The following is a 25,130-nucleotide window of genomic DNA, read 5'->3' on the forward strand; positions in this document are numbered from 1 at the left end:
AATTGCCCCGTAAGCTGGAAATATGACGTCCTACATGCGCTCCTTCCTTATCCTGCTGCTAGTGCTTGCGCTTCAGATCAATGGGATAGCGGAAATGCTCATGACGGTTGGATCGTCCGGGCATCACATGATGTCCGATATGGAAGGTGTGGGCGCCATGACGACCGACCACGCTTCGATGGTTGGCGCCGATGACGGTGCTGAACACGAGTGCTGTGAAGCGAATGAGCATGGAACGGCGACCGTCTGCAAGACGGGCCAAGAATGCAAAACTGCAAGTATCCTTCAGCTTGTCTCAATAAAAGCCCAGCTGATGCCTGCTGCTAAACCCGTGACCACTCCCTATAACGGCCTGATCCCCTCTAGCCTTTTAGACGCCGTCTGGCGTCCACCCCGCGTCTAATTCCGATCAAATTATAGGAACCGCCCGAGTGAGCATTCGGGCCGGCTACTGCGCGCCTTTGGCTCGCATGAAAGATCAGGAATCCTTCGCAAATGAAACCCCGTATTTATTGGGCGCCGCCGTACGTGGCCGCCTTGATCATGGGCGCGCTCTCGTTTCCAGGGTTAGCGTCCGCTTTGACCTTAGAACAAGCTCTGAGCGTGGCCGAGCAAGACGCGCCTTCGCTGCATGCGCAAGCCGCCAACCTGGTGGCCGCACGCAGCGCTGCAATCCCTGCCGGCGAGCTTCCTGACCCTAAACTTAAGCTTGGACTGCAAAGCGTGCCCATCGAAGGTGACGCTCGCTGGCAGTTGGAGCAAGAGGCCATGACCATGCAAATGGTTGGGGTCATGCAAGATGTGCCAAACCGAGCGAAAAGGCGCGCTCGTGTCGAGGCCGCGCAGGCTAGTGTTGCGCTCGCAAACGCCCAGCAAACGGTTGAACGTCTCGGTGTGCGCCAAGCAACCGCCGAGGCATGGATCGCTAGCTTCGCGGTCGAGCAGAAGCTAAGCCTTTTCAAGCAGCTTTACAGCGAGAATCAGCTCCTTTCGCGGGCTGTTCAGGCCCGCATTGCTGGCGGCAGCGGACAAACCGCAGACAGCGTACTTCCGAGGCAAGAGGCAGCATTGCTGGCTGAACAAGAGGATGAGCTGCTGCGTAACCAGGCTGTTGCGCGGGCCGGCCTCCGGCGCTGGATAGGCGAGCTAGCAGGCCAGCCGCTTACAGGTGACTGGCCGCAATGGCTTGCCGCCGTTGATAACTATCAGCACAACCTGAACCGGCACCCGGCGTTACTCGCCTTCGACCCGATGACTCGTGAAGCGGAGGCAAAGGTTCACCAGGCCATCGCAGAGAAAACACCGGATTGGAGTTGGGGGATCGACTACCTGCGACGTGGCCGTGAGTACGGCGACATGGTGAACCTCAGCGTCAGCTTCGACCTGCCGCTGTTTACCAGCTCTCGGCAGGATCCGAAGATCGCGGCCGAACGAGCTCGCCTTGCCCAGATCGAGGCTCAGCGCCAAGCGACCTTGCGCCTGTACAACCAAGAGCTGAGTACTGACCTCGCTGAGTATCAGCGTCTGGACCGCGCACTCATCCGCCTCGACAAAACCTTACTACCCCTCGCTGAAGAGAAGGTCCGCCTTGCCATGGCCGATTACCGCTCCGGAAGCGGTGAGCTGACCGCTGTGATCGAAGCGCGACGACAGCTTGTGGAGACCCGGCTACGGCGTATTGACGTCGCCCGCGATCGATCGTTGAGCAATGCCCGCCTGCATTTCGCCTTTGGAGATACCCGACCATGACATTCCAACACAAGCGGCTGGTACTCGCCTTCAGTCTGCCTCTGATGATTAGCGCTGCAGCGCTAATCGGTCTGCCTACCGCAGCCTTCGGACAATCGCCTGCAGAAGAAGACAAGGAAGTGCTCTATTGGTATGACCCTATGGTCCCCCAGCAAAAGTTCGATAAGCCGGGCAAGTCGCCATTCATGGATATGGAATTGATTCCACGCTATGCAGATGAGGGAAGCGACGGGGCATCGATCAGTATCGACCCGAGCGTGACGCAGAATCTCGGCGTGCGCTTTGCAACCGTAACGCGTGAATCGATCAGCCAGTCGCTCGAAGCGACAGGCGCATTGATGTTCGACGAGCGAGACGTGGCGGTTGTGCAGGCGCGTGCCGGTGGCTTTGTCGAGCGCGTTTACGACCGAGCACCGGAGGATGTCATCGAAAAAGGCGCGCCGTTAGCCGATCTGCTGGTTCCCGAATGGGTTGCCGCACAGGAAGAGTACCTGGCGCTCAAAGGGATTGGCGAACCCCAGCTGCTCGCAGCGGCTCGCCAGCGGTTGCGCCTTGCTGGCATGCCGCCAGAAGTCATAGTGCAGCTAGAACGAACTGGTAAAGCGCGCCCTGTTTGGACAGTGAGGAGTCCAATAGGCGGCGTGCTGAACAGCCTCGACGTTCGCGAGGGCATGACCGTATCCACTGGTGCGTCTCTGGCACGTGTTAATGGGCTGGAAAAGGTATGGTTAGAGGTTGCGGTGCCTGAGGCGCAGGTTGCAAATGTGGCGCCTGGGCAGCTGGTCAACGCGCGCCTCCCGACCTTTGCAGGTGAAGTTCTGGAAGGGACGATCCAGGCCGTACTACCACAAGCCAACTTGGATAGCCGTACTGTGCGCGTCCGGGTTGAACTGCCTAATCCGCAACAACGGCTTCGTCCCGGCATGACGGCCGAGGTGACGTTGAGTCGCAACGTCGAAGATGTCTTGGTCATCCCGTCCGAGGCGGTCATTCGCACCGGTCGGCGCGCATTGGTGATGCTGGCCGAGGATCAAGGCCGTTACCGCCCGATTGAGGTTCGCACAGGCCGGGAATTCGATGACCAGACAGAGGTGCTTGAAGGGCTGGAAGCCGGTCAGAAGGTCGTGGCGTCCGGTCAGTTTCTCCTGGATTCAGAGGCGAGCCTACGCGGGCTGACCGCTCAGGGTTTGGAGGAGCCTGCAACTTCTACAGAACCTGCGCTGCACGAGGCTGAAGGTACGATCGTCAGCCTGGAAGATGGCATGGTTGGCCTGTCGCATGGGCCGTTCAAGACGCTGAACATGCCTGGGATGACAATGTCCTTTCCGGTTGCAGATCAATCGCTCCTAACAAAGTTGCAGACCGGCGATCACGTCCGTGTCGGCGCGCGTGAAAGCGAAGAGGGCCTGGTCATTGAGCACATCGAGAAGCTGGGGGGCCAGCGATGATCGCAGCCATAATTCGCTGGTCAGTGGCCAACCGCTTTCTGATCCTGCTGGCTACTGTGTTCGCGGTGGCTTGGGGTGTCTGGTCGGTCAAAAACACCGCTGTTGATGCATTGCCAGACCTTTCCGACGTTCAGGTCATCATCCGCACGCCATACCCCGGGCAGGCGCCCCGGATCGTTGAGAATCAGGTCACCTACCCACTGACGACGACCATGCTGTCTGTCCCCGGCGCAAAGACGGTCCGCGGCTACTCCTTCTTCGGGGATAGCTACGTGTACGTCCTGTTTGAGGACGGCACCGACCTCTATTGGGCCCGTTCTCGGGTGCTGGAGTACCTGAGTCAGGTGCAGAGTCGGCTTCCCGCCGCCGCCAAACCCGCTTTGGGCCCTGACGCCACAGGTGTCGGCTGGATCTACCAATATGCTTTGGTAGACCGAACGGGCAAACATGACCTCTCGCAGCTGCGCTCTTTGCAAGATTGGTTCCTGCGCTATGAGCTCAAGACACTGCCCAACGTGGCGGAAGTCGCGCCCATAGGCGGGATGGTCAAGCAGTATCAGGTCGTACTGGATCCCGTGCGCATGGCAAGCAGGGGCGTGACGCAGCAGCAGATTGCAAAGGCGATCGATGAAGCCAACCGTGAAACCGGCGGGAGTGTTCTGGAACTCGCAGAAACCGAGTTCATGGTCCGTGCGACCGGGTATCTCAAGACACTCAAAGACTTTCGAGCCATTCCTTTGCGTCTCGACGGCGGCGTGCCTGTGACGCTAGGGGACGTTGCGCATATCCAGCTCGGCCCGGAAATGCGCCGGGGCATCAGCGAGCTTGACGGTGAAGGTGAGGTAGTCGGCGGCGTGGTGATCCTGCGGAGCGGCAAGAACGCTCGGGAAACCATCGCTGCCGTTCAGACCAAACTGGATGAGCTGAAAGCGAGCCTGCCCCAAGGCGTCGAAATCGTCACGACGTACGACCGTAGCAAGCTGATCGACAGTGCCGTTGAAAACCTCACGCACAAGCTCATCGAGGAGTTCATTGTCGTTGCGTTGGTTTGCGCGATTTTTCTGTGGCATCTGCGCTCGTCGTTGGTCGCCATCGTGTCGTTGCCGATCGGCATCCTGATTGCTTTTGTGATCATGCAGCGGCAAGGCATCAACGCCAACATCATGTCGTTGGGTGGCATCGCGATCGCCATCGGAGCGATGGTCGATGCAGCAATCGTCATGATCGAAAACGCCCACAAGCACATTGAGGCCTGGCACAAGCGGCATCCTGACTCCACCTTGAAGGGCCAGGAGCACTGGAAGGTCATTACTGACGCGGCTGTTGAAGTGGGGCCGGCACTGTTCTTCAGCCTGCTGATCATCACGCTGTCGTTCATACCAGTGTTCACCCTGGAGGCGCAGGAAGGCCGGCTGTTCGGTCCACTGGCGTTCACCAAAACCTATGCAATGGCAGCCGCCGCGGGCCTGTCTGTCACGCTGGTTCCGGTGCTCATGGGGTATTGGATCAGGGGCAAAATCCCTGACGAACACCGTAATCCACTCAACCGTGGCCTCATCTGGATCTACAAGCCGGCCCTGGACGCGGTACTGCGCTGGCCCAAGATGACTCTGCTGGTGGCTGTTCTGGTCTTCCTGACAGGCTTGTGGCCGGCCTCTCGCCTTGGTGGGGAGTTCTTGCCCCCGCTGGATGAAGGTGACCTCCTTTATATGCCCACTGCGCTTCCAGGCCTCTCCGCTCAGAAGGCTTCTGAGCTACTGCAGCAGACGGACCGGCTCATAAAAACGGTTCCAGAAGTTGCACACGTGTTCGGTAAGGCTGGTCGAGCCGACACCGCTACAGATCCCGCCCCGCTGGAAATGTTCGAGACGACCATTCAGTTCAAGCCGAAGGATCAATGGCGCCCTGGGATGACGCCTGACAAGCTGGTTGAGGAGTTGGATCGCACCGTACAGGTACCTGGATTAGCCAATCTGTGGATCCCGCCGATTCGAAACCGTATCGATATGCTGGCGACGGGTATCAAGAGCCCGATCGGGGTGAAAGTGTATGGCACTGACTTGGCACAGATCGACAAAGCCACCCAGGCAGTGGAAAAAATCGCCAAAACGGTGCCTGGGGTCAGTTCGGCACTTGCTGAGAGACTGACCGGCGGCAGGTATATCGATGTGGATATCGATCGTGTCGCCGCCGCACGCTACGGCCTGAATATCGCGGACGTGCAATCGATCGTGGCCGGTGCCATCGGTGGTCAAACCATTGGTGAAACCGTGGAAGGGCTCGCCAGGTATCCGATCAACCTCCGCTATGGCCGCGAGTGGCGCGACTCGATATCCGATCTGCGCAACCTACCGATCTACACGCCGCAAGGCAGCCAGATCACGTTGGGGACCGTGGCCAAAGTACAGGTGACAGACGGACCGCCCATGCTTAAAAGCGAAAACGCAAGGCTGTCGGGCTGGGTTTACGTCGATGTTCGTGGCCGCGACATGGCGGCTGTGGTGGGCGATCTGAGGGAAAAGATCAGCAAAGGGGTCCAGCTCGAATCCGGCATGAGCATCAGCTATTCCGGCCAATTCGAATTCATGGAGCGAGCTAACGCGAAGCTGAAGCTCGTCGTGCCGGCTACCTTGCTCATCATTTTTGTCTTGCTCTACCTCACGTTTGGGCGCTTTGGGGAGGCGTTGCTGATCATGGCCACGCTGCCATTCGCCCTAACCGGTGGCGTCTGGTTCCTCTATTTGCTCGGGTACAACCTATCCGTAGCGACAGGAATCGGTTTCATCGCACTGGCAGGCGTTTCTGCTGAGTTCGGCGTCATTATGCTGCTGTATTTGAAGAACGCATGGACAGATCGGGTTAACGCTGGAGCCCATGGCGAAGGCGTACTGCTCGACGCAATCCGCGAAGGCGCTGTGCAGCGGGTGCGCCCCAAGGCCATGACCGTAGCAGTGATTATCGCCGGTCTGCTGCCCATCCTCTGGGGTAGCGGAACCGGCAGCGAAATCATGAGCCGCATCGCCGCGCCCATGGTGGGCGGGATGATCACCGCCCCTTTGCTCTCCCTGTTCGTTCTGCCGGCAGCTTACCTGCTGATGCGCCGCCGGCAATTGCGAGTTACCACCCAGCAAGCAACCAACCCCACTGGAGAACATCCATGAACATTAAGCACATCACCCTTGCCTCATTCTTCCTGGTGCCAGTCGCCTATGCCGCCGACAAGGAGCCAATGGACGGCATGCCGATGGATCACAAAGGCATGAACATGCCAATGGACCAGAAGTCGGCGGGACAGACCGCTACAGCCACAGGTACGGTCAAGAAAGTAAACACCGAGAGCGGAACCGTCACCATTGCCCACGGCCCGGTCGAAGCGTTGGGCTGGCCGTCGATGACGATGGGCTTCAAAGCAAAGCCTGATCAGCTCCAAACGCTGAAAGAAGGGGACCAGGTCGAATTCGAGTTCTCCTCGAAAGGTATGGATTCCACCATTACGCGCATCGAAAAGCAGTAAAGAGCAGAAAGCGACCGCCGCAGGCGCGGCGGTCGTACCAACACGAGAATGAAGCGATTACCGCTTTGTAACCTTGGCAACAGCTTCTTGTAAGTAGCAAGCCTTTAATCTACAGGCATCAACTAACCAAGAGGTGCAAACCATGAACCGCATAACCAAAGTAATCGTTCCTTTTATTCTGACCGTTGCTTCCTCGCTTGCAATGGCCGAAGGCGGAAGCGAACGTACGCTGAATCGCTTAAATGACTCGGCAGGAGCAAAGCCCACCCTTAAGGAGCTTGTCAAAGAGGGTCAAGTGCTGAGCATCGCACCTGCAGGGGCGACCGGCACGACTCGAATGATTCAAAACTATAGAACTAGTGCCCAAGTCCAGACGTATGAGATGAAGGTCAAGACCCCCGACGGGAAGATCCATACGGTAGAGTTCCTGAGCACCCCAGTTGGCGTGAACAATGGCTAATCTGCCAAGCTTAATATCCGAGGGATAGTTAGATGAGCAGCATAATATCCAAGATTAAAAGCGTACTGCAGCGCAATCCGGTCGTAACGGGGTTAACCGCAGCTGTGGTTGGCTACATGCTACTGAACCAAAGCACTGCGGCGTTGGCAACAACGCTGCCAAGCCTGCTCTTTCTCTTGCCCTGCTTGTTGATGATGGTCGTATGCATGAAGCATATGTCTAGCGGTAAGTGCGACAAGCCCAAGGAGCCCAACGTTGGCGAAAACACCTTGTTAAGCAAAAGCGAATAACCCACTGAACTTAGAGATTTAACATGCGAAAGGCCATCACCGTTACAGCAATCGCAATCACCTTGGCGAGCGGACTGAGTTTCGCAGCGGCAGATAAAGCGGACCAAAGCCATTCAGAAACCGGCATGATGAGCGGCGACAAGCATATGGAAATGATGGGTGACATGCGTGGAATGATGAAAGAGTGTCGTGAGATGATGGGGGCCGCCAAAGCCGACCACTCGCAAAATGGCGAAAATCCAGACGCAGCATAGGATATGAGGGTGTGAGTAACAATGATCGAAGCAGGTGGGGGGTGCCCCACCTGCTTTTTTGTGCTTGATGGCCTAACCAGGACCGTACTGATGGGAAAAGTGTCACTGACGAGCAGAATGGCGATAGCTTTCATGCTCGTGGTTACGGTTGTGCTGCTGGCGGCCGCAATCAGCTTTAATTATTTTTGTCAGCTCCATTTCGAACGCAAAGATGCACAAGTGCTTAATGAAAAGGCCGCTGCAGTAGAGCGTACGCTACTCAACAGCTCAGCATTCGGGCCTGAGACCGCTTCAAGGATCGATGCCGTTATTGAGCACTCCTTTGGCTTCGCGACTGCGGTTGTAGTAGACGGTAAGACGGTTTACTCCCATCACAATCTGTCTGAGAGCTTGCTACCTCTTGTCACAGACATCCAAGAGGAACGCTGGACGGTAAGTTTCGGTGGCCACCAGTACAGCGGAATTACCAGAAAAGTAAATCGGTGGGTAGAAGGGCAGGACACTGTTATCTATTTGGCTTTGGATGTAACGCACCGAATCCACTTCTTCGATATGATTCAGCAGTGGTTTGCTTATACGCTTGTCGTTAGTGCACTTCTGAGTGGCGCGTTAGGTGTTGTTCTGATCAGGAAAGGCTTAAAACCAATAGACGAACTGTCCAAGACTTCTTCTACAGTAACCGCCCACTGCTTAGATACCAGAATTCCAACCGAGTCGGTGCCAGGCGAGCTGCATGAACTCGTAGACAACTTCAACGAAATGCTTTCGCGCTTGGACGACTCTTTTCTCAGATTGTCAGGTTTCTCAGCGGATATCGCGCATGAGCTAAGAACGCCGCTGAACAGCATGCTTACCCAAATGGAGGTCGCGCTCTTGCGCGACCGCGAGAATACCGACTACAAAGACATTTTGTATTCCGCCCTCGAAGAACTTAGGCGCATGTCAAAGATGGTCGATGACATGCTATTCCTCGCCAAGGCGGACAACGGGAAGATTACGCCCAATGCCGAAGATGCCAGCATGGCTGAGATTACCGCGAGCGTTATCGAATATTACGAGCTTGCAGCCGAGGACAAAAAGGTAGAAATCGCGCTTTCAGGCGATGGATCGGTACATGGCGATAAATCGATGCTGAGACGGGCCGTCTCAAACATAGTCTCTAACGCAGTTCGATATGCAGAGGAAGGCAGCACCATCAGCGTTGAAATAAGCGAGAGCGGTGGCTCGGTTTGCACAGCCATATCCAACCGAGGCACAACGATTCCAGCCGAGCTTCAGGCCCGAGTGTTTGATCGATTCTATAGGGTCGACACCGCAAGGCGCGAAGGAACCACCATGAATGCGGGCCTCGGCATGGCTATCACTCGTTCGATAGTCGAAGCGCACAAAGGGCGCATCGCTTGCGAATCAGCTGAGGGGCATACGACTTTCACAATGACGCTTCCAAAGCTTATGTCTAGTTAATGGCAGAGTGCCAGCAACGACCCTGACCTACGCTCATAGAAACGCCAGGCTGAACCGAAAGAGGCCGAGACTTTCGAAGCTGTATGTTTGGTTCTGGAGGTTCCCGTGCAAGCGTCCTCATCGAGAAAATGCGGTACGACAGCCGCAGCGCTCAACGAAGCGTGCTTCTGCGTAAGCCTAGATCAAGCTGCGCTCGTAAACTCATTGACCGAACAGCTTGGGAATTCAGAGCTGTCGGAGCTATTGAAGTCACGTTGCCCTCATGTGTTTGCAGCACGACCGGTCTTTGTTTCATCCTTGCGGCTGCGCCAGGTTAATGAGGTTATTCAGGCCATCGAGCAGACCGTGAGCTCGCCCGGTTGGCGTGAGCATGCTCTGGATTCTGCACCTCCTATTGCCCGACACGATCCTCGGGGCGCGCGCGGCGTCTTCTTTGGCTACGACTTCCATCTGGATGATGACAAGCTTGGGCTCATCGAAATAAACACAAATGCGGGCGGAGCGATGCTAAACGTATTGCTCGCCCGCGCGCAGCGTAGTTGTTGCAGCGGCGTAGTCGGGCTTTCGCCAGGTCAGGAAGGACCCGGCGGCTTCGAGCGTTCGATTCTGGATATGTTCGCCCAGGAATGGTCTACGAGCGGCGAGCCACGTCCGCTCACGCGCGTGGTGATCTTGGATGAAAGCCCACAAGCCCAATACCTGTATCCGGAGTTCCTTCTTTTTCAGCGGTTATTCGAGTCAGCAGGAATCGACTGCCTAATCGCAGACCCAGCCGATCTGGCCTTTCACAACGAGTCCCTCTTGGTCGACGGAAAGCCTGTGGATCTCGTCTACAACCGACTCACCGATTTCTATCTGGAAGGCGACAATTGCAGCGCGCTGCGCAGCGCTTATTTGGCTGATGTCGTGACGGTAACGCCACACCCTCAGGCCTATGCCCTTTACGCCGACAAACGCAGGTTGGTTGACCTAACCAACGCACGTTTTTTGGAAGAGATTGGCGTTGATCAGCAAATCCGAACCGTATTGGCCCAATACGTCCCGCTTACCGTTCCTGTCGGGCATGGTAATGCAGAGCACCTGTGGCAAAACCGCCGTAGCCTCTTTTTCAAGCCTGTCAGCGGGTATGGTAGTCGCGGTGCATACCGAGGAGACAAGCTCACCAAGCGCGTTTGGGAAGAAATCGTTGGCGGAAACTACGTGGCCCAGTCCCTTGTAGCTCCTGGCGAGCGTAGAATCGTCGCCGACCCTCAGGTACGATCGATGAAGTTTGATCTGCGCGCTTACGCTTATGCTGGCGAGGTGCAGTGGAACGCTGCCAGGGTCTACCAAGGCCAGACGACCAACTTCAGAACAGAGGGGGGCGGTTTTGCTCCCGTTTTTACCTTAGGCGAGGAAGAGGAGCGAGCCGGTTCTACAGAGCAACGGTCGCACGCCTCGTTCATGTTCTTGCTCGACGAAACCGGCGCCGTAGAGGAACTGCCGCACCCGCTATATCTGGCGCTGGTTCGAGCCGAAATGGCTACTTCTAAGCTTGCCGGTAAGCGTTTCCGATTGGCGGACTGGTATGTGGCAATGGAAGATGGCCATCCTTCCGAAGTCATCCGAGAATTGTACGGCTGGGTTGCTTTCGACGCAGATGGCGCCTACCACCCTGAAGTTGGCCCACCAGAAAATGGTCAGCCAAATAGTATTGGCAATGTTGACTCATCTGCCCTGCCAACACCGGAAGAACATGATCGAATCGAAGGTCTGTTGTTTCAAAGTGAGTGAGGTCCCGCGCGCCACGAAAGGCGCGGCTTGGGACAGAATAACCTCGCCGCTCAGTTTTGGAGCCAGCTACACCCAGCCGTCTTAGCCGCCACACATCTAATGTGCGAATACTAACCCTGCGGTCACACTCGACAAGAACGTGGCATATGCTGGGTGCTGAATTGTTCTCTCCGAGTGCTCTATTGCTCACGATAACTCTTTGGGCTTGCTAAGCCGAGTAGTCGGGTCTCAAGGCTTGAAGGCCATCTTAGTGGGCCCGCTCTTTCGCGCAGTGGTCCATAGCGCGACGTTGGTATTGTCTGCTTATAAGCTATTAGCGATTGATTAGTTCAGGGGAACATTACGCGTAGTACAGCGCTGGCAGCGCTTTAAGCCGGTCTTAAAGCGGTCGATGATTACATTTTTGTAAGCTTCTCAAAAAATCGAAACCTCATCATCTTCGGCTTGTCCGTTTTTAGGAGAGCATTCGAAAGCCACTTCTAAGCAGGGCTGCGCGAACACGTTGAGTCGCCGATCCAGCAGCAATCATTAAAGAGGTCTAACTATGCAAATGTCTTACTGGCGCTTTGCAGCGATGGTAGCCACGTCTACGATCATTATGTATGGCGTGATGTACTTAAATACTTACTCGTTCGAGCATGTTTTTTGGAGCGAGACTCGCGCTTGGATGGCATTAGTGATGGGCGCGGTAATGGCAGTAGTCATGCTCGCATTCATGCTCAACATGTATAAGCGTAAGTCAGTAAACCTAGCGATATTGGCAGGAAGTGCAGTAGCTTTTACCATTGCACTATGGCTTGTACGTGGGCAAGCGACGGTAGACGACACGGACTACATGAAGGCCATGATCCCCCACCATTCCATAGCAATCCTAACAAGTGAACGAGCTCAGATTTCAGATCCTCGCGTCCGCAAGTTAGCTGACGAAATCATCGACGCTCAGCGCCGAGAAATCGCAGAAATGAAGTCCCTGATCAATGAACTAGAAAGGGCAAATTGATTCCCAGAAACGGTGTGTCCACAGCCCAGGGCATGACGGTGGCGACATTGATGGTCTCGCTACCGCTCAGGCGAATCTCCTCAGCGATTGCCGCGCCGAGATTTATGACGCCACCTTTGGTCGCTGCGGAGGAGGCATGATAAGCCAGCGGTATCTCGCTCTCGACTGAGCCCACGTTGACAAGCGTGCCGAAGCCTTGAGCTCTGAACTGGCGCATGGCTGCGTGGCTGCCATAGATCATGCCCTTAAGATTGACATCCACGATCCGCGCATGGTCCTCGACGGGAACGTCCTCGAAACGACCCAGCGCTCCGACCGCAGCGTTGTTAATCCAAACGTCGATCCTGCCGAAACGCTCGATGGCGGCTCGTGCCAAGTCCTGCATCTCGTTCGGGTTGCTCACGTCGGTGGTCACCACCAGTGCCGATCCTCCAGCCATGCGTATCTGCGCGGCCAGTTCTTCGAGCACGTCGGTCCGGCGGGCCGCTAGCACCACGTCGCCTTGCAGAGCGGCAAGCTTGAGCGCCACGCCGCGGCCGAAGCCACTGGAGGCACCAGTGATGACAAAGGTTTTGCGAGCAACGCTTGGCTGGTCGCTTGGTTTCAGGCGCGGGGAAACGGCGCAGCCACTGAGTTGCAGAACGGCGAGCAGTACTAGCAGCAAAGCCAATCGCTGCGATGGGAATATTCGCAAAACCATTTTCGTTTTCTCCCAGCAAAATAAGGTCGCATGGCCCGCTTGGTTGTTGTTGGACCGCCTTTTTGCCAGGAGCTTTCATGCTAATTCACTCAATTAGTTTTCAGCGCTCAATCGGGAGACAGTGGCAAGAGAATAGACCGTTACGGTGGCGATCATCGGTGGCTAAGTAAGAGTTGCTAGCGCGTAACTATCGTATTTCGCTTTGGAATGAAATGCTGCTGGACAGGGATTGATTCGCTCTTGGCAGTTGCGGGTATCGTACGCACTTTTTCGATATGTCATGGAGGCGCGAACATTAAGCGCACCATGGCTTTTCTTATTCTTCGAGGGGCTCTGACACTCCCAATTTAGTAGTGCCAGAGCAGTGAGTTACGGATGTTATCCTGCCATACGCTCACATTCCTCAGCGCAGTTCATGCACGCCTTCGCACACTCTTGGCAATGATCCATTTCATGCTTCGCGCATTCCTCTCCGCATGCACGGCAGATCTTGGCGCAAAGGGCGCAGAACTTCTTAGCATATTCACTTTCGCGGCTCATCAGTGTGGCAGCCAACCTGCAAATGTCCGCGCAGTCGCGGTCAAGCTCGATGCAGCGAGCCATCATTTTTACATCATCCTCGCGTAGGCAAGCAGAGGCGCACATTTCGCACACTAGGGCACAGTTCGAACAAGCTTGGATACAGGATGCGAACATTGAGTTTGTCATTTACGTTCTCCAGGGTTCGATAGTTGTATTTCGTCGTTTGGTTACTGGCCGATATGGCTCATCAGCCTGTTAGCAGACACTGAATTACGACACGCTCCTACCGAGCCCGTTTCGAAAAACCTCATTACAATGTTGTAAGGTAAGTCCAACCGCACCGGGGATCTGCGGGCGCAGTTGGTGGCGATGTGGCCGTCAGATTGCCTGTACGGCTTCGCTAGTCTGTTCGAGATGATTGAGTTGAAAATGAGGGAGCTCCCTGTCGCCACGACTGGAAGCATTCGTTGGGGAACGGCCGGAGCGCAAGCCGCTTAACTAGGTAAGTTACTGGCCTTGCGGCCTAACTTTTAGGAAGGAAGCAATTGCAAAGCCCTCCGGTACCGTTGCGTCGACTAGGATGGCCTAGGGCCGATCCTCTGCTTGCTGAACCGCCTTTCTTAGAGCCTCGATCAGAACCGCATAGGCACACATATACCGGATGTTAGTGCTCGTGTTGCTTCCCGTCTGCGTGCACATGGTTTTTTGAAGGGGATTTGCCTTCCGCATCGGCACTGTCACTGCCATTGCTGTGCTCAACCGCCTGGGGCTCCTCGGACGCATGATGGTCATCGCTTTCGTTATTACCATGATGACCGGAGCCTGATTGGCCGGATGCTCCACCTGTGCTGCTGGAGCCATGGTGATCCGAGCCGCCACTGTCGCCCTGATGGTGGTCGCCCGAGGCCATCTCGCCGTGTTGCTCACTATGCCCAGCTGGGGTCTCCCCACCACCATGCTGGTGACCACCGCTAGACGCAACGAGTGCTCGATACGCTCCTTCATCTAACTCAGGAAGCTTCTGCAGAAAAGCCACCATTCCCCAGATGTACGGGTCAGCCATGCTTTTACCCCACGCGGGCATCCCAGTGGCCTTAATGCCATGCTTGATGACCCAAAATGTTTTTGCTGGGTCATCGTATGGCCCCGCTTCAGCCAGGCTGGGTGGAGCGGGATAAAGGCCATTGCTTAGCTCGGTCTCAGCCATGCCTGGCGCCAAATGACAACCCACACACATCGAGTCGTAGTTCCCCGCCCCGGCGCGGATTTGGTCTTCATCGTCGAGAGATGGCACGACTATGTCTTCGGAGCGAACCTCAATCGAGCGATTGCGAGCAGTTTCCAGGAATGCGTGCACGACTCCCGTATGAGGATCATCCGCGGCAACGTTTATTAGTCCCGAGAAAACAACACCGGCCACCACCAACAGGCCTAGTGCGCAGAAGGCAGCGAAGCTAATAATTATTCTTTTCATCTAGGGTCCTTAAAACCAAAGCCTGATGCCAGCAACGAACCGCGCCTCATCTACGTCTTCGCCTTCATCTCTCGCCATATCGGCGGTATTACCGTATGCCCGGCTCCACGTGACGCCGATGTACGGTGCGAACTCACGAACGATTTCGTATCGGAGGCGGAGCCCCACCTCTGTGTTTGCGAGACCAGCGCCTACTCCGCGCGCAGGATCGTCCTTGCCATAGAAATTGAGCTCGGCAGTCGGTTGGAGGATCAGCCGGTTAGTGAGGAGAATGTCGTACTCGCCTTCAAAACGTGCTGCTGTCTGCCCACCTTCACCGACGAAGGCGGTGGCTTCCGCCTCAAAGTTATACAGAGCCATCCCCTGGACGCCTAAAGCCGCCCACGTCTGCGGCGACTCGGGCTTAAAGTCCTGGCGAACACCTGCTACCACATCCCACCAGGGGCTGATGGCACGCCCGTAGAGCGCCTGAATTTCCGCATCTTCAGTAACGCCATTCGTTCGCTCACCTTCCGAGCGAAACCAGAACCGATTGATATCGCCACCAACCCAGGCAGTAGCTTCCCAACTGAGGGTGCTACCTTCATTTGCGTTCTGGTACTCAAGTTGATCTAGCAGAAGGAACCAGGCCAGATACTTGTCATGGACTGTATGACCTTGAAGACCAGGGAAAGCCGCTTCTCTATCCGCATCGGTCAATACTGGAATGAACGAGGGATGAACCATGCCGGGCATTTCGAGCGTATCGTCATGCTTCATTTGGCCATGGTTCATCGTGCTATGGTCCATCGCACCATGACCCATCGCAGAATGGTCCGTTTGCCCACCGGAGCCATGATTCTTAGCTGCGGGCTTCGCTGAAGATGCAGGGGCTTGAGCTGCCTCAGCAGGAGGGGTTTGATGCATCGAATGATCCATCATCTCGGCAGCGTTGGCTGTCCCTCCAGCCGCTGCGCTCAACGAAACTCCGAGCGCAATCAGAGCAAAGCGAGAAGGTCTAGTGGTCATGGTGCGAATCCACCTCAGTATCAGTGGCCTTGGGGTCATGATCCATCTTGCCGTGCTCCATTTCTCCATGGTCCATCGAGCCATGATCCATGTCGTCGTGGTTCATTTTTGAGTTAGAGGTGCCTTGTGTCTGAGATGCCGGCTTGTTGCCTGGATTCTGCGATGAAGCCGATGATTGCTTGTGCTGATCATGCTTTTGCTCTGCAAACGCAGCTGACATATTCATTACGCCCAGCAGACTGAACATTAACGCGCTGCCGATAAGAGTTTTACGCTTCGTAAAATTTCCCATATAAAGTTCCTCTTACTCGTCCACTCGGACTTCACGAAACATGCCCATTTCCATGTGAAGCAGTAGGTGACAGTGATAAGCCCAACGCCCGAGCGCATCGGCTGTCACGCGGTAGCTGCGCTTCGAACCTGGAGGCATGTCGATCGTGTGCTTGCGAACCATGAACTTTCCATTCTCATCTTCAAGATCGCTCCACATACCATGCAGATGAATCGGATGGGTCATCATGGTGTCGTTGACCAAAGTGATGCGTACCCGCTCGCCATATTTGAGCCGCAGGGGCTCCGAATCAGAGAACTCTATACCGTCAAATGACCAGGAGAACTTCTCCATGTGGCCGGTGAGATGGAGTTCGATCGTCCGACTGGGCTCACGGCCGTCCGGATCGGGGAAAGTGCTTCTCAAGTCGCTATAGGTCAGGACTCGGCGGCCGTTGTCTCGTAAGCCAATACCGGGATCGTTCAGCCTATGAGTTGGGCTCATGGTCTGCATGTCCACCAGTGGGTTATTGGACTCTGAGGGCGGGTGCGATTGCATACCTGCGCTCATCCCAGCCATTCCAGAGTGGTCCATCCCGGACATCCCACCCATTTTGCTGTGATCCATGCCGGCCATTGCGCCCATGTCGCCCATCCCTTGCATGTCACCGTGGTTCATGCCGGACATGTTGCTATGGTCCATCGCGCCCATGTCGCCGCCATGGTCCATGCCCGCCATACCGCCCATGCTGCCGTGATCCATCCCCATGTCGTCCATGGTGATTAGTGGTCGAGGATCGGTTTCTGGAACAGGAGCGCTCAGCCCTTCGGCAACCGCTAGCGTGCCACGGGCGTATCCTGTGCGATCCATCGATTGGGCGAAGATCGTGTAAGCCTCCTCGGTCGCAGGCTCGACAATCACATCGTAGGTTTCTGCCACGGCAATGCGGAATTCGTCGACGCTAACTGGGTTGACGTATTGGCCATCGGCTGCGACTACAGTCATCTTCAGCCCTGGAATGCGGACATCGAAATAGCTCATGGCCGAGCCGTTGATGAACCGCAGACGAAGCTTCTCGCCGGGCTTAAAGATGCCGGTCCAGTTCCCGTCGGGTGCTTGGCCGTTCATTAGATAGGTATAGGTGTAGCCGCTTACGTCGGCGAGGTCGGTGGGACTCATTTTCATCTGAGCCCACATTTTCCGATTCGCAATCGTAGCGGCCCAGCCGTCTTCGCTCACATCGTTAATGAAGTCTCCGACAGTGCGCTTGTGGAAGTTGTAATAATCGGACTGCTTCTTGAGCTTAGAAAGGATTCGAGCGGGATCCTCATCGGACCAATCAGTCAACATCACCACATAGTCGCGGTCATAGCTGAACGGTTCGGGATCCTTCGCATCGATGACCAAGGGACCATAGACACCAAGCTGCTCTTGTAGGCCTGAATGACTGTGGTACCAATAGGTACCGTTCTGTTTAACCTGAAACTTGTAGACATACATGCCATCGGGAGCGATGCCGTGGAAGCTCAATCCAGGCACGCCATCCATGTTGGCCGGCAGGATCATGCCGTGCCAGTGAATCGATGTATCTTCGCTCAACTTATTTCTGACTCGCAGCGTGACGGTATCCCCTTCACGCCAACGTAGAAGCGGCCCTGGGATGGTCCCATTGATAGTCATCGCTGTCCGGGCCGCGCCGGTGATATTGACCGGCGTCTCCCCAATCAGCAGATCGAACTCCGTGCCACTTAGTACGCTGGGCTGGCCTGGGCTAGTCACTGCCCAGACCGGAGCTCGCCACAAGCCAAGACCGCCAAGGATGCCTGCGGCAGTCAAGCCTTTAACAAAGGTTCGCCTAGAGGTTTTACGTTGCATGTGTAGGTTCCAATCAAACTAAGGAGCCAAGCCGAAACCAGCCGTAAGGTTGGTGTTGCCAGCGTTAATTGATCTTAGAAACTCGCGCACGGTCTGTCTTATCAAGCGACTCGCCTTTAATCGTAAATATGGCATGCCTAAGAAAGACGCGGGATTACATTTTTGTAAGCTTAAAGCGCTTCAGAAATCGCCCAAAAAATCGCCTGTGAGCATGTCAATCTCCAGGTGGAAGCTGCGCAATGGCTTTTGATTTCCGTGCAAGGATCCGGTTGCAACGATACTCAAGGTGCATGGTCACAGTTGCGTAAGGTTTCGCTTCAGCAATTAGCGTGGGCGTGCTTCGCTGAAGTTGCTTTTGAGGCTACCTCCTGGGCTTGGTCCTTCTGGTCAGCCTGATAACTAGCGATCGCTATTTGGCGAGCCTGCTCCATACGAGCAAAGGTACGATCACCACCACCTTCTGCCATTGCATAGGAAGAGCTTGCTGCGATGGCGAGCAGTACAGAAACGGATCTGAAGAATTTCATTACTTGTTACCTCGTTCGAAGACATGGGAGACCCAGCGCAGCTCCATAAATAGGGGCTTTGGCTTGGTCCTGTGTCTAAGCTAACCGAGCGTTCCTGTCAGAAGCCTGATTTAGACATTACGGTTTCGTCAGTAATGCATAAAAGCAGTGAGCCCAAGCGAAAGCGCAGGTAGCGTGCATGGTGCCTTTTCGTTCAGGCAAATAGGTCTTGTTTCCAGCGGGCAAAAAAAGGGCGCCATCTAGGCGCCGATAGGCCAAAGGAGCATGGAAAAGGCCAAAAAGCAGAGTGTGGGAGCAACTGCTGATGTAGACGTTAACGCTACAAGCTGTCAGACAGATGATGCGAGCATTACGTTTCTGTAAGGTACTGGCTGCACGCCCTGACAATCGGCACACTGCTCCAAATGCCGGAGGGAATACTTTCATGAAGCTTCTTGTTGCTGAAGACGAGCCGAAAACAGGCACCTACCTACAGCAGGGGCTTTCAGAGGCAGGCTTCACAGTCGATAGAGTTGAAAACGGGACCGATGCTGCTCAGCACGCGCTTCATACCACATACGACTTGCTCATCTTAGACGTGATGATGCCTGGCCTGGATGGGTGGCAGGTTTTACAGAAAGTCCGCGCTGCTGGTAATGAGGTTCCCGTGCTCTTTCTCACCGCCCGAGACGGGGTTCAGGATCGAGTAAAGGGATTGGAGTTGGGCGCTGATGATTATCTCATCAAGCCGTTCGCCTTCTCCGAATTGCTAGCCAGGATCCGTACGTTGCTTCGCCGCGGCAATAATGTCCCCAACCAAACAATACTCAAACTCCTCGACCTTGAGGTCGATCTGCTCAGGCGTCGAGTTACGCGATCGGGGAAACGAATAGACCTAACTGCAAAGGAATTCGCACTTCTTGAGCTATTACTTCGGCGTCGCGGGGAAGTGCTCTCAAAGTCCCTTATCGCCTCCCAAGTATGGGACATGAATTTCGACAGCGATACCAATGTGATTGAGGTGGCGGTACGACGGCTGAGAGCAAAAATCGATGATGAGTTCGAACCTAAGCTCATACAAACCGCGCGTGGGATGGGCTATTTGATCGACGCGCCAGACCCCTAGAGCGAAATGCTCGGCATTTCACGCGATGGGCCAAGCTACCGGTACCGATGCGGTTAAGGCGAGCCACCGAGCAAGGAGCGGTGCCGAACCTCAGTTCTCCGAGCTGGATTTCTTCAGCTGTGGCACGAAGAAGATGGGTCTCTGCGGGGGAGCTATCAGAATATCACTGGATTTGATGCTAGTGCCCTTGCGACGCCTGGTCTTGCCATCCTTACCGACCGCCAGCAAATCACCGGTCGCAACAGCGATATCGAGCGCCTGCTTTACGCGAAACTCGTCAGCCATGGTGTAGTTGGTCAATCCGCTCATCAGGCCCAAAAAAGGTTGCCGTTCTACCTCGTAGACCTGGTTGGGCAAGAGCTCTGAAAGTTCTCCTCGGACGCGGTCATCGGTGGCATCGTCGAAGTGATGCTCATCCAACAGCAAATCGTGTTTGCATGATGGCGAGCGTTATGAGGTGCATCTCTGTGAGGCCTGCTTTTTCCGAGCGCTGAGTGGTCTCCGCCGCGAGCGTATGGTCAACACCATGTTCGACGAGAATCCCGATAGGACTGGCGATGAGTTCGGCCTTGTGCAGCGGAGCGAATTCTGGAAAGACAACTGAGCTCGGTTCAGATGGGACTATGGATACGGGTAGGAAGTGGGGCGTTAGCCTCGCAGATGTAATGCAGCAGAGAAGATCACGTGTTTACTAATTCGACTGCCGAGAGACTGACACGCTGAGGTTGAGTACGTGCGATCTCCCTCCACTCGGTACTGGTGCCCAAGCTCGCTACCTTGTGCATCACGAATTGAAAGGATCTCCAGTAACGGCTCCATCAACCAGCGACCCACCTCGTTCATATGCCCGGGACTCACAAGATACGCCTGCTCCAGCCAGGCGTGCTCGGTCTGCGCAGCTATGACCTGTTCCAGCAATGGAACCGACGGAACCATTAGCATGCTTCGAAAGGCCGCGTTTCCATCGTCCTCAACGATCTGCAGGTAGAACCAGGGCCAGGTCATCAGGTCATCTCTAGCTCGACATATGACCAGAACTGCACGCCATCTGGCGCTGTTGAGAGCCCAGGAAGCAGTTCCGCATTCCGACTGGTTTTGAACACGCGCCAATCTCCTAATGATAATTGTACTTGATTGATGAACAATATATTTTGTAGTCATATATTGTTCAATCGCGCTTCATCGTTCCATTTTGCGGAGCAGCAAAATGGAAGTCCGGGATTCGTTCGGGAAAGCGTTGAGGCTCGTGCGGCAGCGTAGGGGGCTGGCACAGGAAGATTTCTCGCTCGTTAGCAGTCGTACCTTCGTCAGCATGCTGGAGCGCGGGGCAACGAGCCCGACTCTCGAAAAGCTCGATAGCCTCTGCACGGTGCTCGACACTCACCCTGTCACCCTCTTGGCCCTGACCTACTTGCTTGGATCCGAAGCTCCTGAAAGTTTTGAGCAGCTCCTGGAGAAGGTTGGTGAGGAGTTGAGAGCTCTAGTCGAACCTGACTGATTACTCAGCGAGGCTGTGTGAGGGGCCGGTTCCGTGGCCGCACAGTGAGTGTTGATCTTGCTGTCCCTCTGTCCCCAGTGGCTGGCCTGGAGGTCCTGTTTTTGGCAGGGCTTATAGTTTTTGTGGGCGTCAGAAAATATGTGGATTCTGACTTTTTGGGGCTCATATGTCCGTCGCGCAAGCTATTTTAAATCGAGTCAAGCACATGCCAAAGGGGAGGCCATTTGCCGGCGCGGTGTTCGCGCAGGTCGGTTCCCGTGCGTCGATTAATAAAGCGCTTTCTAGGCTGGTGCAATCAGGCACGCTGGAGCGAGTCGCTCGCGGTGTCTACATGCGCCCCAAAATGAGCAAGTACACCGGCAGGGTGGTGCGCCCGAGTCCGCTGGCTGTCGTGGAGGTCATCACGAAGGCGAACGGCGAGACGATCCAGATACACGGCGCGGAGGCTGTTCGGAGGTTGGGCCTCAGCACACAGATGCAGGTGTTGCCGACCTTTTACACCAGCGGATCTACTCGCGAGATCAAGGTTGGCAATGCGGTGGTTCGCCTCCGCCACGTATCCAAGGACCGCTTGCAGCACGCCGGCACGACGGTAGGTGTGGCGCTTACTGCTCTCTACTACATCGGGAAAGAAGGGCTGTCCGCTAATGTGGTTTCCAAGATTGTTAGTGCGCTGAGCGGCGAAGAGCTGATGAAGCTCCGGGCCTGCAAGATGCCGGAGTGGATGCGGTCGGCATTGCGCTTTGCTGCCAAGGAGATTGAGTAGTGCGCAATAGCACCTACCCGACTCCACCTACTGGCAGCTACCAAAGCCTGAGGCGAGACGTGGCTGGCTTTTCTGACAAGACAATGCGACTTCCTGCGCATTTAGCAAAACGTGGAATTCGTCGAAGATCACCAGCCCGACGCCTTCCAGTGCTGGATCGTCCTGCAGGCGGCGCGCAAGGATGCCCTCGGTGACCACCTCGATGCGGGTGCTCGGCCCGACCTTGCTGTCCAGCCGAATGCGGTAGCCCACCGTCTCGCCGACCCGCTCGCCCAGCTCGCTGGCCAGGCGCTCGGCAGCGGCGCGGGCGGCCAGCCGGCGCGGTTCGAGCATGATGATGGTCTGCCCGGCCAACCAGGCTTCGCCGAGCAGCGCCAGCGGCACGCGGGTGGTCTTGCCGGCGCCGGGCGGCGCCTCGAGCACGGCTTCGTCGCGCTGCTGCAGAGCCTGGCGCAACGCCGGCAGGGCTTCGTCGATGGGTAGGCTGATCATGTCGGCTCCGATTGCGGTGGCCGATTATATCGAGGCGGCCGCATCGATAGCGGACCGGCGACTTTTTGCGAACAGCCGCGCGACCCGGGCGGTCTGATGTCGAGAAAACATCATCCAGCCCTTGTATAGTTGCGCCACTTTTCCCGGAGGTCTTTATGCGTACCCGTAACCGAATCATCGGCGGCGTGCTGGCCGCTTCCCTGTTCACCCAACTGACCGCCTGCGGCACGCTGTTCTATCCCGATCGCCGCGGGCAGATCGAAGGCCGCATCGACCCGGCCATCGCCGTGCTCAACGCCGTCGGCCTGCTGTTCTATGTCATTCCCGGCCTGATCGCCTTCGGTATCGACTTCGCCACTGGCGCGATCTACCTGCCCGACGACCAGTACTCCGTTGCGCCGGAGAAACTGCAGGAAGCCATTGGTGCCGACGGCGTGATCGATCAGGCTCGTCTGAAAGCCATCATCGAGGCGGAAACCGGCCGCAGCCTGCCGCTGGACGACCCGCGACTGATCCAGCACAACGGCAGCGTCGAGCAGCTGGCCGCCTTCGGCCTGCGCCCGGCCGCTTGATGCGCACGGGGGACAGCCGCCGCCGATGAGCATCAATCGCGACCACGCCCGGCTCATGCGCCGGGCCACCGCTGCGGCCCTGGCGACGGCCATCCTGCTGGCGCTGAGCAAGGCGGTGGCCTGGTGGCTGAGCGGCTCGGTGAGCCTGCTGGCGGGCCTCACCGACTCGCTGCTGGACGGCGCCGCCTCGCTGCTCAACCTGCTGGCGGTGCACTACTCGCTGCGCCCGGCGGACGACGACCACCGCTACGGCCATGGCAAGGCCGAGGCCCTGGCCGGGCTGGGCCAGGCGGCATTCATCTGTGTCAGCGCGATCCTCGTCGGCGTGCAAGGCGTCGACCGCCTGCTGCACCCGCAACCGTTGGGCGCGCAGGGCGTAGGCATCGCGGTGATGATCTTCTCACTGGTGATGACCGCCGTGCTGCTGACCTACCAGCACCACGTGGTCAAGCTCACCGGCTCCACCGCCATCCGCGCCGATTCGCTGCACTACCGCTCCGACCTCCTGCTGAATACCAGCATCCTGCTCGCACTGGTGCTGGCCAGCTTTGGTTGGGAGCGAGTGGACGCGCTGTTCGGCATCGCTATCGCCCTGTACATCTTCTGGAGCGCGATCAGCATCGTCCGGGAGGCCGGTGCCGTGCTGATGGATACCGAGCTGTCGCCAGAAATCAGCGAGCAGATGCAGCAACTGGTCTGCGAAGTGCCCGGCGTGCATGGCTGCCACGATTTCCGCACACGGGTTTCCGGCACGCGCTGGTTCGTCCAGTTGCATCTGGAGCTACCCGGGGACCTGCCGCTGTCACAGGCACATGATCTGTGCGTGGCGGTGGAGAACGCGATTCACGATCGCTATCCGAATGCGGAGGTGCTGGTGCATGCCGACCCGCTTGAGGTAGCGCCGCCTAAGCGGTGAGCAGTTCGACCACCACAACGCCCACAACGAAAAAGACCACGCCTGGGCGTGGTCTCTTCGATTCGTCTGGCCGATGGTAACGGCTGCTTCGCACGGTGCCTCGTGAGCGCCGGAGGCCCGGACCGTCGGTCTCGGTAAGACTTTCGGTGACCGCAGCGGGGATCGCGTGCCGTGGTCGTTCTGCCGGGGGCTGAAGTTGAGATAAAGCTTACGCCGCCCCGACCGGCACCGGATTGCGAAGATTGCTGATCACGGCGTCACTTGCGCAATCAATAGCCCTGGATTCATCATCACGCGCAATCCGATCCCAAAGGCCTCCCTCCATGAGCAAACTCGACCGCTACGACCTGCGCATTCTCGCCGAATTGCAGCACGACGCCCGCATCTCGAACCAGGAGTTGGCCGAACGCATCGGACTGTCGCCCTCGCCCTGCTCACGCCGCGTCAAGCAGCTGGAAGACGACGGCTATATCGCGCGCCAGGTCGCCCTGCTCGACCGCAAGAAGCTCGGCCTGACGCTCACTGCCTACGTGCTGATCGGCATGGACCGGCACACCCCGGAGCGCTTCGAGCATTTCGAGGGGGTGATCGGACGCTGCCCGGAGGTGCTGGAATGCAGCCTGGTCACCGGCATGGACGCCGACTACCAGCTCAAGGTGGTCGTGCCCGACATGGACCACTACCAGCAGTTCCTGCTCGGCACGCTGACGCGTATCGAAGGCGTTTCCAGCGTGCGTTCCAGCTTCGTCCTGCGTCAGGTGGCGTCGAGTACCGAGCTGCCGCTGGAGCATTTGCGCAGCTGAGACGCAGCGCACAGCTTGTACCCTACTTTTCGCAGGGTTACTGCCTATAATCCGCGCCCTTGTTTTCCGGCCCGCCTGGGCGAGCCGGACTGCCGAATGCGACGCCCGATGCAGGCGCCGTTCCAGATCCTTCGTGCAAGGGACGCCCCATGAACGACACCAACCGCGTCATGCAGAGCTATGGCCGCTGCTGCGCGAGCCCCAGCTTCTTCGATGATTTCTACGTGACTTTCCTCGCCAGTTCGCCGGCGATACGGGAGAAGTTCGCCCGCACCGACATGACCGCGCAAAAGCAGCTGCTACGCGCCGGCATTCTCAATCTGGTGCTGTTCGCCCGAGGCATGCCGGACACCAAGCTTCGCGCGCTGGGCGAGAGCCATTCGCGGGCACGCCTGGACATCCGCCCGGAGCTCTATGACCTATGGATCGACGCGCTGCTCAAGACCATCCGCCAGCACGATGGCGAACTGCAGCAACAGGACCTGAAGGCCTGGCACATGGTCTTGAACAAGGGCATCGACGTGATCAAGGCGGCCTACTGAATACCGGTGAGACATTTCGCCGCACCGGCGCCCGGTCGGCGCGATCCGAACGCTTTCCGAGCTCGACCGTCCAACCAGCGGTGGCACACCCACCACTCGCTAGCGGC

Annotated in this window: 27 protein-coding genes and 1 pseudogene; 18 read left to right on the top strand and 10 right to left on the bottom strand. The window is 56.8% G+C overall.

Features of this window, described 5'->3' with window-relative positions; genetic code table 11:
• Positions 1-22: 22 nt before the first annotated feature.
• From OUY36_RS19050 to OUY36_RS19100, 11 genes are all read left to right on the top strand, one after another.
• Positions 23-403, top strand: coding sequence for a hypothetical protein (locus OUY36_RS19050; protein ID WP_003292653.1), 381 nt, complete (start codon positions 23-25; stop codon positions 401-403).
• 92 nt (positions 404-495) lie between these two features.
• Positions 496-1,749 carry a TolC family protein gene (locus OUY36_RS19055; protein WP_003292652.1) on the top strand — a complete coding sequence of 418 codons (1,254 nt, stop codon included), beginning with the start codon at positions 496-498 and terminating at the stop codon, positions 1,747-1,749.
• Positions 1,746-3,197, top strand: a complete 1,452-nt coding sequence (locus OUY36_RS19060; RefSeq protein WP_003292651.1) for an efflux RND transporter periplasmic adaptor subunit — start codon at positions 1,746-1,748, stop codon at positions 3,195-3,197. The genes OUY36_RS19055 and OUY36_RS19060 overlap by 4 nt, the downstream gene beginning before the upstream one ends.
• The gene (locus OUY36_RS19065) at positions 3,194-6,358 is read left to right on the top strand and encodes an efflux RND transporter permease subunit (RefSeq protein ID WP_003292650.1); all 3,165 of its coding nucleotides are present in this window, start codon (positions 3,194-3,196) and stop codon (positions 6,356-6,358) included. The genes OUY36_RS19060 and OUY36_RS19065 overlap by 4 nt, the downstream gene beginning before the upstream one ends.
• Entirely contained in the window at positions 6,355-6,711 is a 357-nt protein-coding gene (locus OUY36_RS19070) for a copper-binding protein (RefSeq protein ID WP_003292649.1), read from the top strand. The genes OUY36_RS19065 and OUY36_RS19070 overlap by 4 nt, the downstream gene beginning before the upstream one ends.
• A gap of 142 nt (positions 6,712-6,853) precedes the next feature.
• Positions 6,854-7,171 (top strand): co-regulatory protein PtrA N-terminal domain-containing protein, encoded by a 318-nt coding sequence (locus OUY36_RS19075; RefSeq protein WP_003292648.1) that lies wholly within the window; start codon positions 6,854-6,856, stop codon positions 7,169-7,171.
• A 32-nt stretch (positions 7,172-7,203) separates the two neighbouring features.
• Entirely contained in the window at positions 7,204-7,461 is a 258-nt protein-coding gene (locus tag OUY36_RS19080; RefSeq protein ID WP_003292647.1) for a DUF2933 domain-containing protein, read from the top strand.
• Between the two features lie 23 nt (positions 7,462-7,484).
• Complete coding sequence (locus OUY36_RS19085) at positions 7,485-7,715, top strand: hypothetical protein (protein WP_003292646.1); 231 nt, start codon at positions 7,485-7,487, stop codon at positions 7,713-7,715.
• Positions 7,716-7,805: 90 nt separating this feature from the next.
• The gene (locus tag OUY36_RS19090) at positions 7,806-9,179 is read left to right on the top strand and encodes a heavy metal sensor histidine kinase (protein WP_003292645.1); all 1,374 of its coding nucleotides are present in this window, start codon (positions 7,806-7,808) and stop codon (positions 9,177-9,179) included.
• A gap of 105 nt (positions 9,180-9,284) precedes the next feature.
• Positions 9,285-10,952, top strand: a complete 1,668-nt coding sequence (locus OUY36_RS19095) for a hypothetical protein (protein WP_015275569.1) — start codon at positions 9,285-9,287, stop codon at positions 10,950-10,952.
• Between the two features lie 544 nt (positions 10,953-11,496).
• Complete coding sequence (locus OUY36_RS19100) at positions 11,497-11,952, top strand: DUF305 domain-containing protein (RefSeq protein WP_003292642.1); 456 nt, start codon at positions 11,497-11,499, stop codon at positions 11,950-11,952.
• On the opposite strand, the gene OUY36_RS19105 is transcribed toward OUY36_RS19100, so the two are convergent.
• From OUY36_RS19105 to OUY36_RS19135, 7 genes are all read right to left on the bottom strand, one after another.
• Positions 11,927-12,616, bottom strand: a complete 690-nt coding sequence (locus tag OUY36_RS19105; protein ID WP_231600321.1) for an SDR family NAD(P)-dependent oxidoreductase — start codon at positions 12,614-12,616, stop codon at positions 11,927-11,929. The genes OUY36_RS19100 and OUY36_RS19105 overlap by 26 nt on opposite strands.
• Before the next feature lie 414 nt (positions 12,617-13,030).
• Entirely contained in the window at positions 13,031-13,360 is a 330-nt protein-coding gene (locus OUY36_RS19110) for a four-helix bundle copper-binding protein (RefSeq protein ID WP_015275568.1), read from the bottom strand.
• Positions 13,361-13,838: 478 nt separating this feature from the next.
• Positions 13,839-14,648 (bottom strand): c-type cytochrome, encoded by an 810-nt coding sequence (locus OUY36_RS19115; protein ID WP_003292639.1) that lies wholly within the window; start codon positions 14,646-14,648, stop codon positions 13,839-13,841.
• Positions 14,649-14,657: 9 nt separating this feature from the next.
• Entirely contained in the window at positions 14,658-15,656 is a 999-nt protein-coding gene (locus OUY36_RS19120) for a copper resistance protein B (RefSeq protein WP_015275567.1), read from the bottom strand.
• On the bottom strand, positions 15,646-15,948 hold the full coding sequence (locus OUY36_RS19125; protein WP_003292637.1) for a hypothetical protein: 303 nt from the start codon (positions 15,946-15,948) through the stop codon (positions 15,646-15,648). Before OUY36_RS19125 ends, OUY36_RS19120 begins: the two co-directional genes overlap by 11 nt.
• A 12-nt stretch (positions 15,949-15,960) precedes the next feature.
• The gene (locus tag OUY36_RS19130; RefSeq protein WP_003292636.1) at positions 15,961-17,802 is read right to left on the bottom strand and encodes a copper resistance system multicopper oxidase; all 1,842 of its coding nucleotides are present in this window, start codon (positions 17,800-17,802) and stop codon (positions 15,961-15,963) included.
• Positions 17,803-18,119: 317 nt separating this feature from the next.
• Entirely contained in the window at positions 18,120-18,329 is a 210-nt protein-coding gene (locus OUY36_RS19135; protein WP_015275566.1) for a co-regulatory protein PtrA N-terminal domain-containing protein, read from the bottom strand.
• Between the two features lie 424 nt (positions 18,330-18,753).
• Here OUY36_RS19135 and OUY36_RS19140 point away from each other — a divergent pair, with 424 nt between their 5' ends.
• The gene (locus OUY36_RS19140) at positions 18,754-19,434 is read left to right on the top strand and encodes a heavy metal response regulator transcription factor (RefSeq protein ID WP_003292635.1); all 681 of its coding nucleotides are present in this window, start codon (positions 18,754-18,756) and stop codon (positions 19,432-19,434) included.
• Positions 19,435-19,524: 90 nt separating this feature from the next.
• Here OUY36_RS19140 and OUY36_RS19145 read toward each other — a convergent pair.
• A pseudogene (locus tag OUY36_RS19145) lies at positions 19,525-19,863 on the bottom strand (three-Cys-motif partner protein TcmP); the annotation flags it as partial.
• A gap of 219 nt (positions 19,864-20,082) precedes the next feature.
• Positions 20,083-20,439 carry a hypothetical protein gene (locus tag OUY36_RS19150; RefSeq protein WP_267935548.1) on the bottom strand — a complete coding sequence of 119 codons (357 nt, stop codon included), beginning with the start codon at positions 20,437-20,439 and terminating at the stop codon, positions 20,083-20,085.
• A 202-nt stretch (positions 20,440-20,641) separates the two neighbouring features.
• Between OUY36_RS19150 and OUY36_RS19155 the strand changes: the two genes are divergently transcribed.
• Together OUY36_RS19155 and OUY36_RS19160 are read left to right on the top strand one after the other, a co-directional pair.
• Positions 20,642-20,932 carry a helix-turn-helix domain-containing protein gene (locus tag OUY36_RS19155; RefSeq protein WP_003292631.1) on the top strand — a complete coding sequence of 97 codons (291 nt, stop codon included), beginning with the start codon at positions 20,642-20,644 and terminating at the stop codon, positions 20,930-20,932.
• A gap of 166 nt (positions 20,933-21,098) precedes the next feature.
• On the top strand, positions 21,099-21,698 hold the full coding sequence (locus OUY36_RS19160) for a DUF6088 family protein (RefSeq protein ID WP_015275564.1): 600 nt from the start codon (positions 21,099-21,101) through the stop codon (positions 21,696-21,698).
• 27 nt (positions 21,699-21,725) lie between these two features.
• On the opposite strand, the gene OUY36_RS19165 is transcribed toward OUY36_RS19160, so the two are convergent.
• Entirely contained in the window at positions 21,726-22,190 is a 465-nt protein-coding gene (locus OUY36_RS19165; RefSeq protein WP_267931277.1) for a DEAD/DEAH box helicase, read from the bottom strand.
• A 155-nt stretch (positions 22,191-22,345) separates the two neighbouring features.
• On the opposite strand from OUY36_RS19165, the gene OUY36_RS19170 reads away from it, so the two are divergent.
• The 4 genes from OUY36_RS19170 (at position 22,346) to OUY36_RS19185 (ending at position 25,023) form a co-directional block, all read left to right on the top strand.
• Entirely contained in the window at positions 22,346-22,762 is a 417-nt protein-coding gene (locus tag OUY36_RS19170) for a polyribonucleotide nucleotidyltransferase (protein ID WP_200597545.1), read from the top strand.
• A gap of 25 nt (positions 22,763-22,787) precedes the next feature.
• A complete protein-coding gene (locus OUY36_RS19175) occupies positions 22,788-23,678 on the top strand; it encodes a cation diffusion facilitator family transporter (protein ID WP_156245142.1) in 891 nt (296 codons plus the stop codon).
• Positions 23,679-24,001: 323 nt separating this feature from the next.
• Positions 24,002-24,481 (top strand): Lrp/AsnC family transcriptional regulator, encoded by a 480-nt coding sequence (locus OUY36_RS19180; protein WP_017246503.1) that lies wholly within the window; start codon positions 24,002-24,004, stop codon positions 24,479-24,481.
• Between the two features lie 149 nt (positions 24,482-24,630).
• Positions 24,631-25,023: a globin gene (locus OUY36_RS19185; protein ID WP_063540890.1), complete on the top strand. Its 393-nt coding sequence runs from the start codon at positions 24,631-24,633 to the stop codon at positions 25,021-25,023.
• Positions 25,024-25,130 lie beyond the last annotated feature (107 nt).

Origin of the sequence: Stutzerimonas sp. R40042 (genome assembly GCF_026642215.1) — a bacterium.
Classification (GTDB): domain Bacteria; phylum Pseudomonadota; class Gammaproteobacteria; order Pseudomonadales; family Pseudomonadaceae; genus Stutzerimonas; species Stutzerimonas frequens.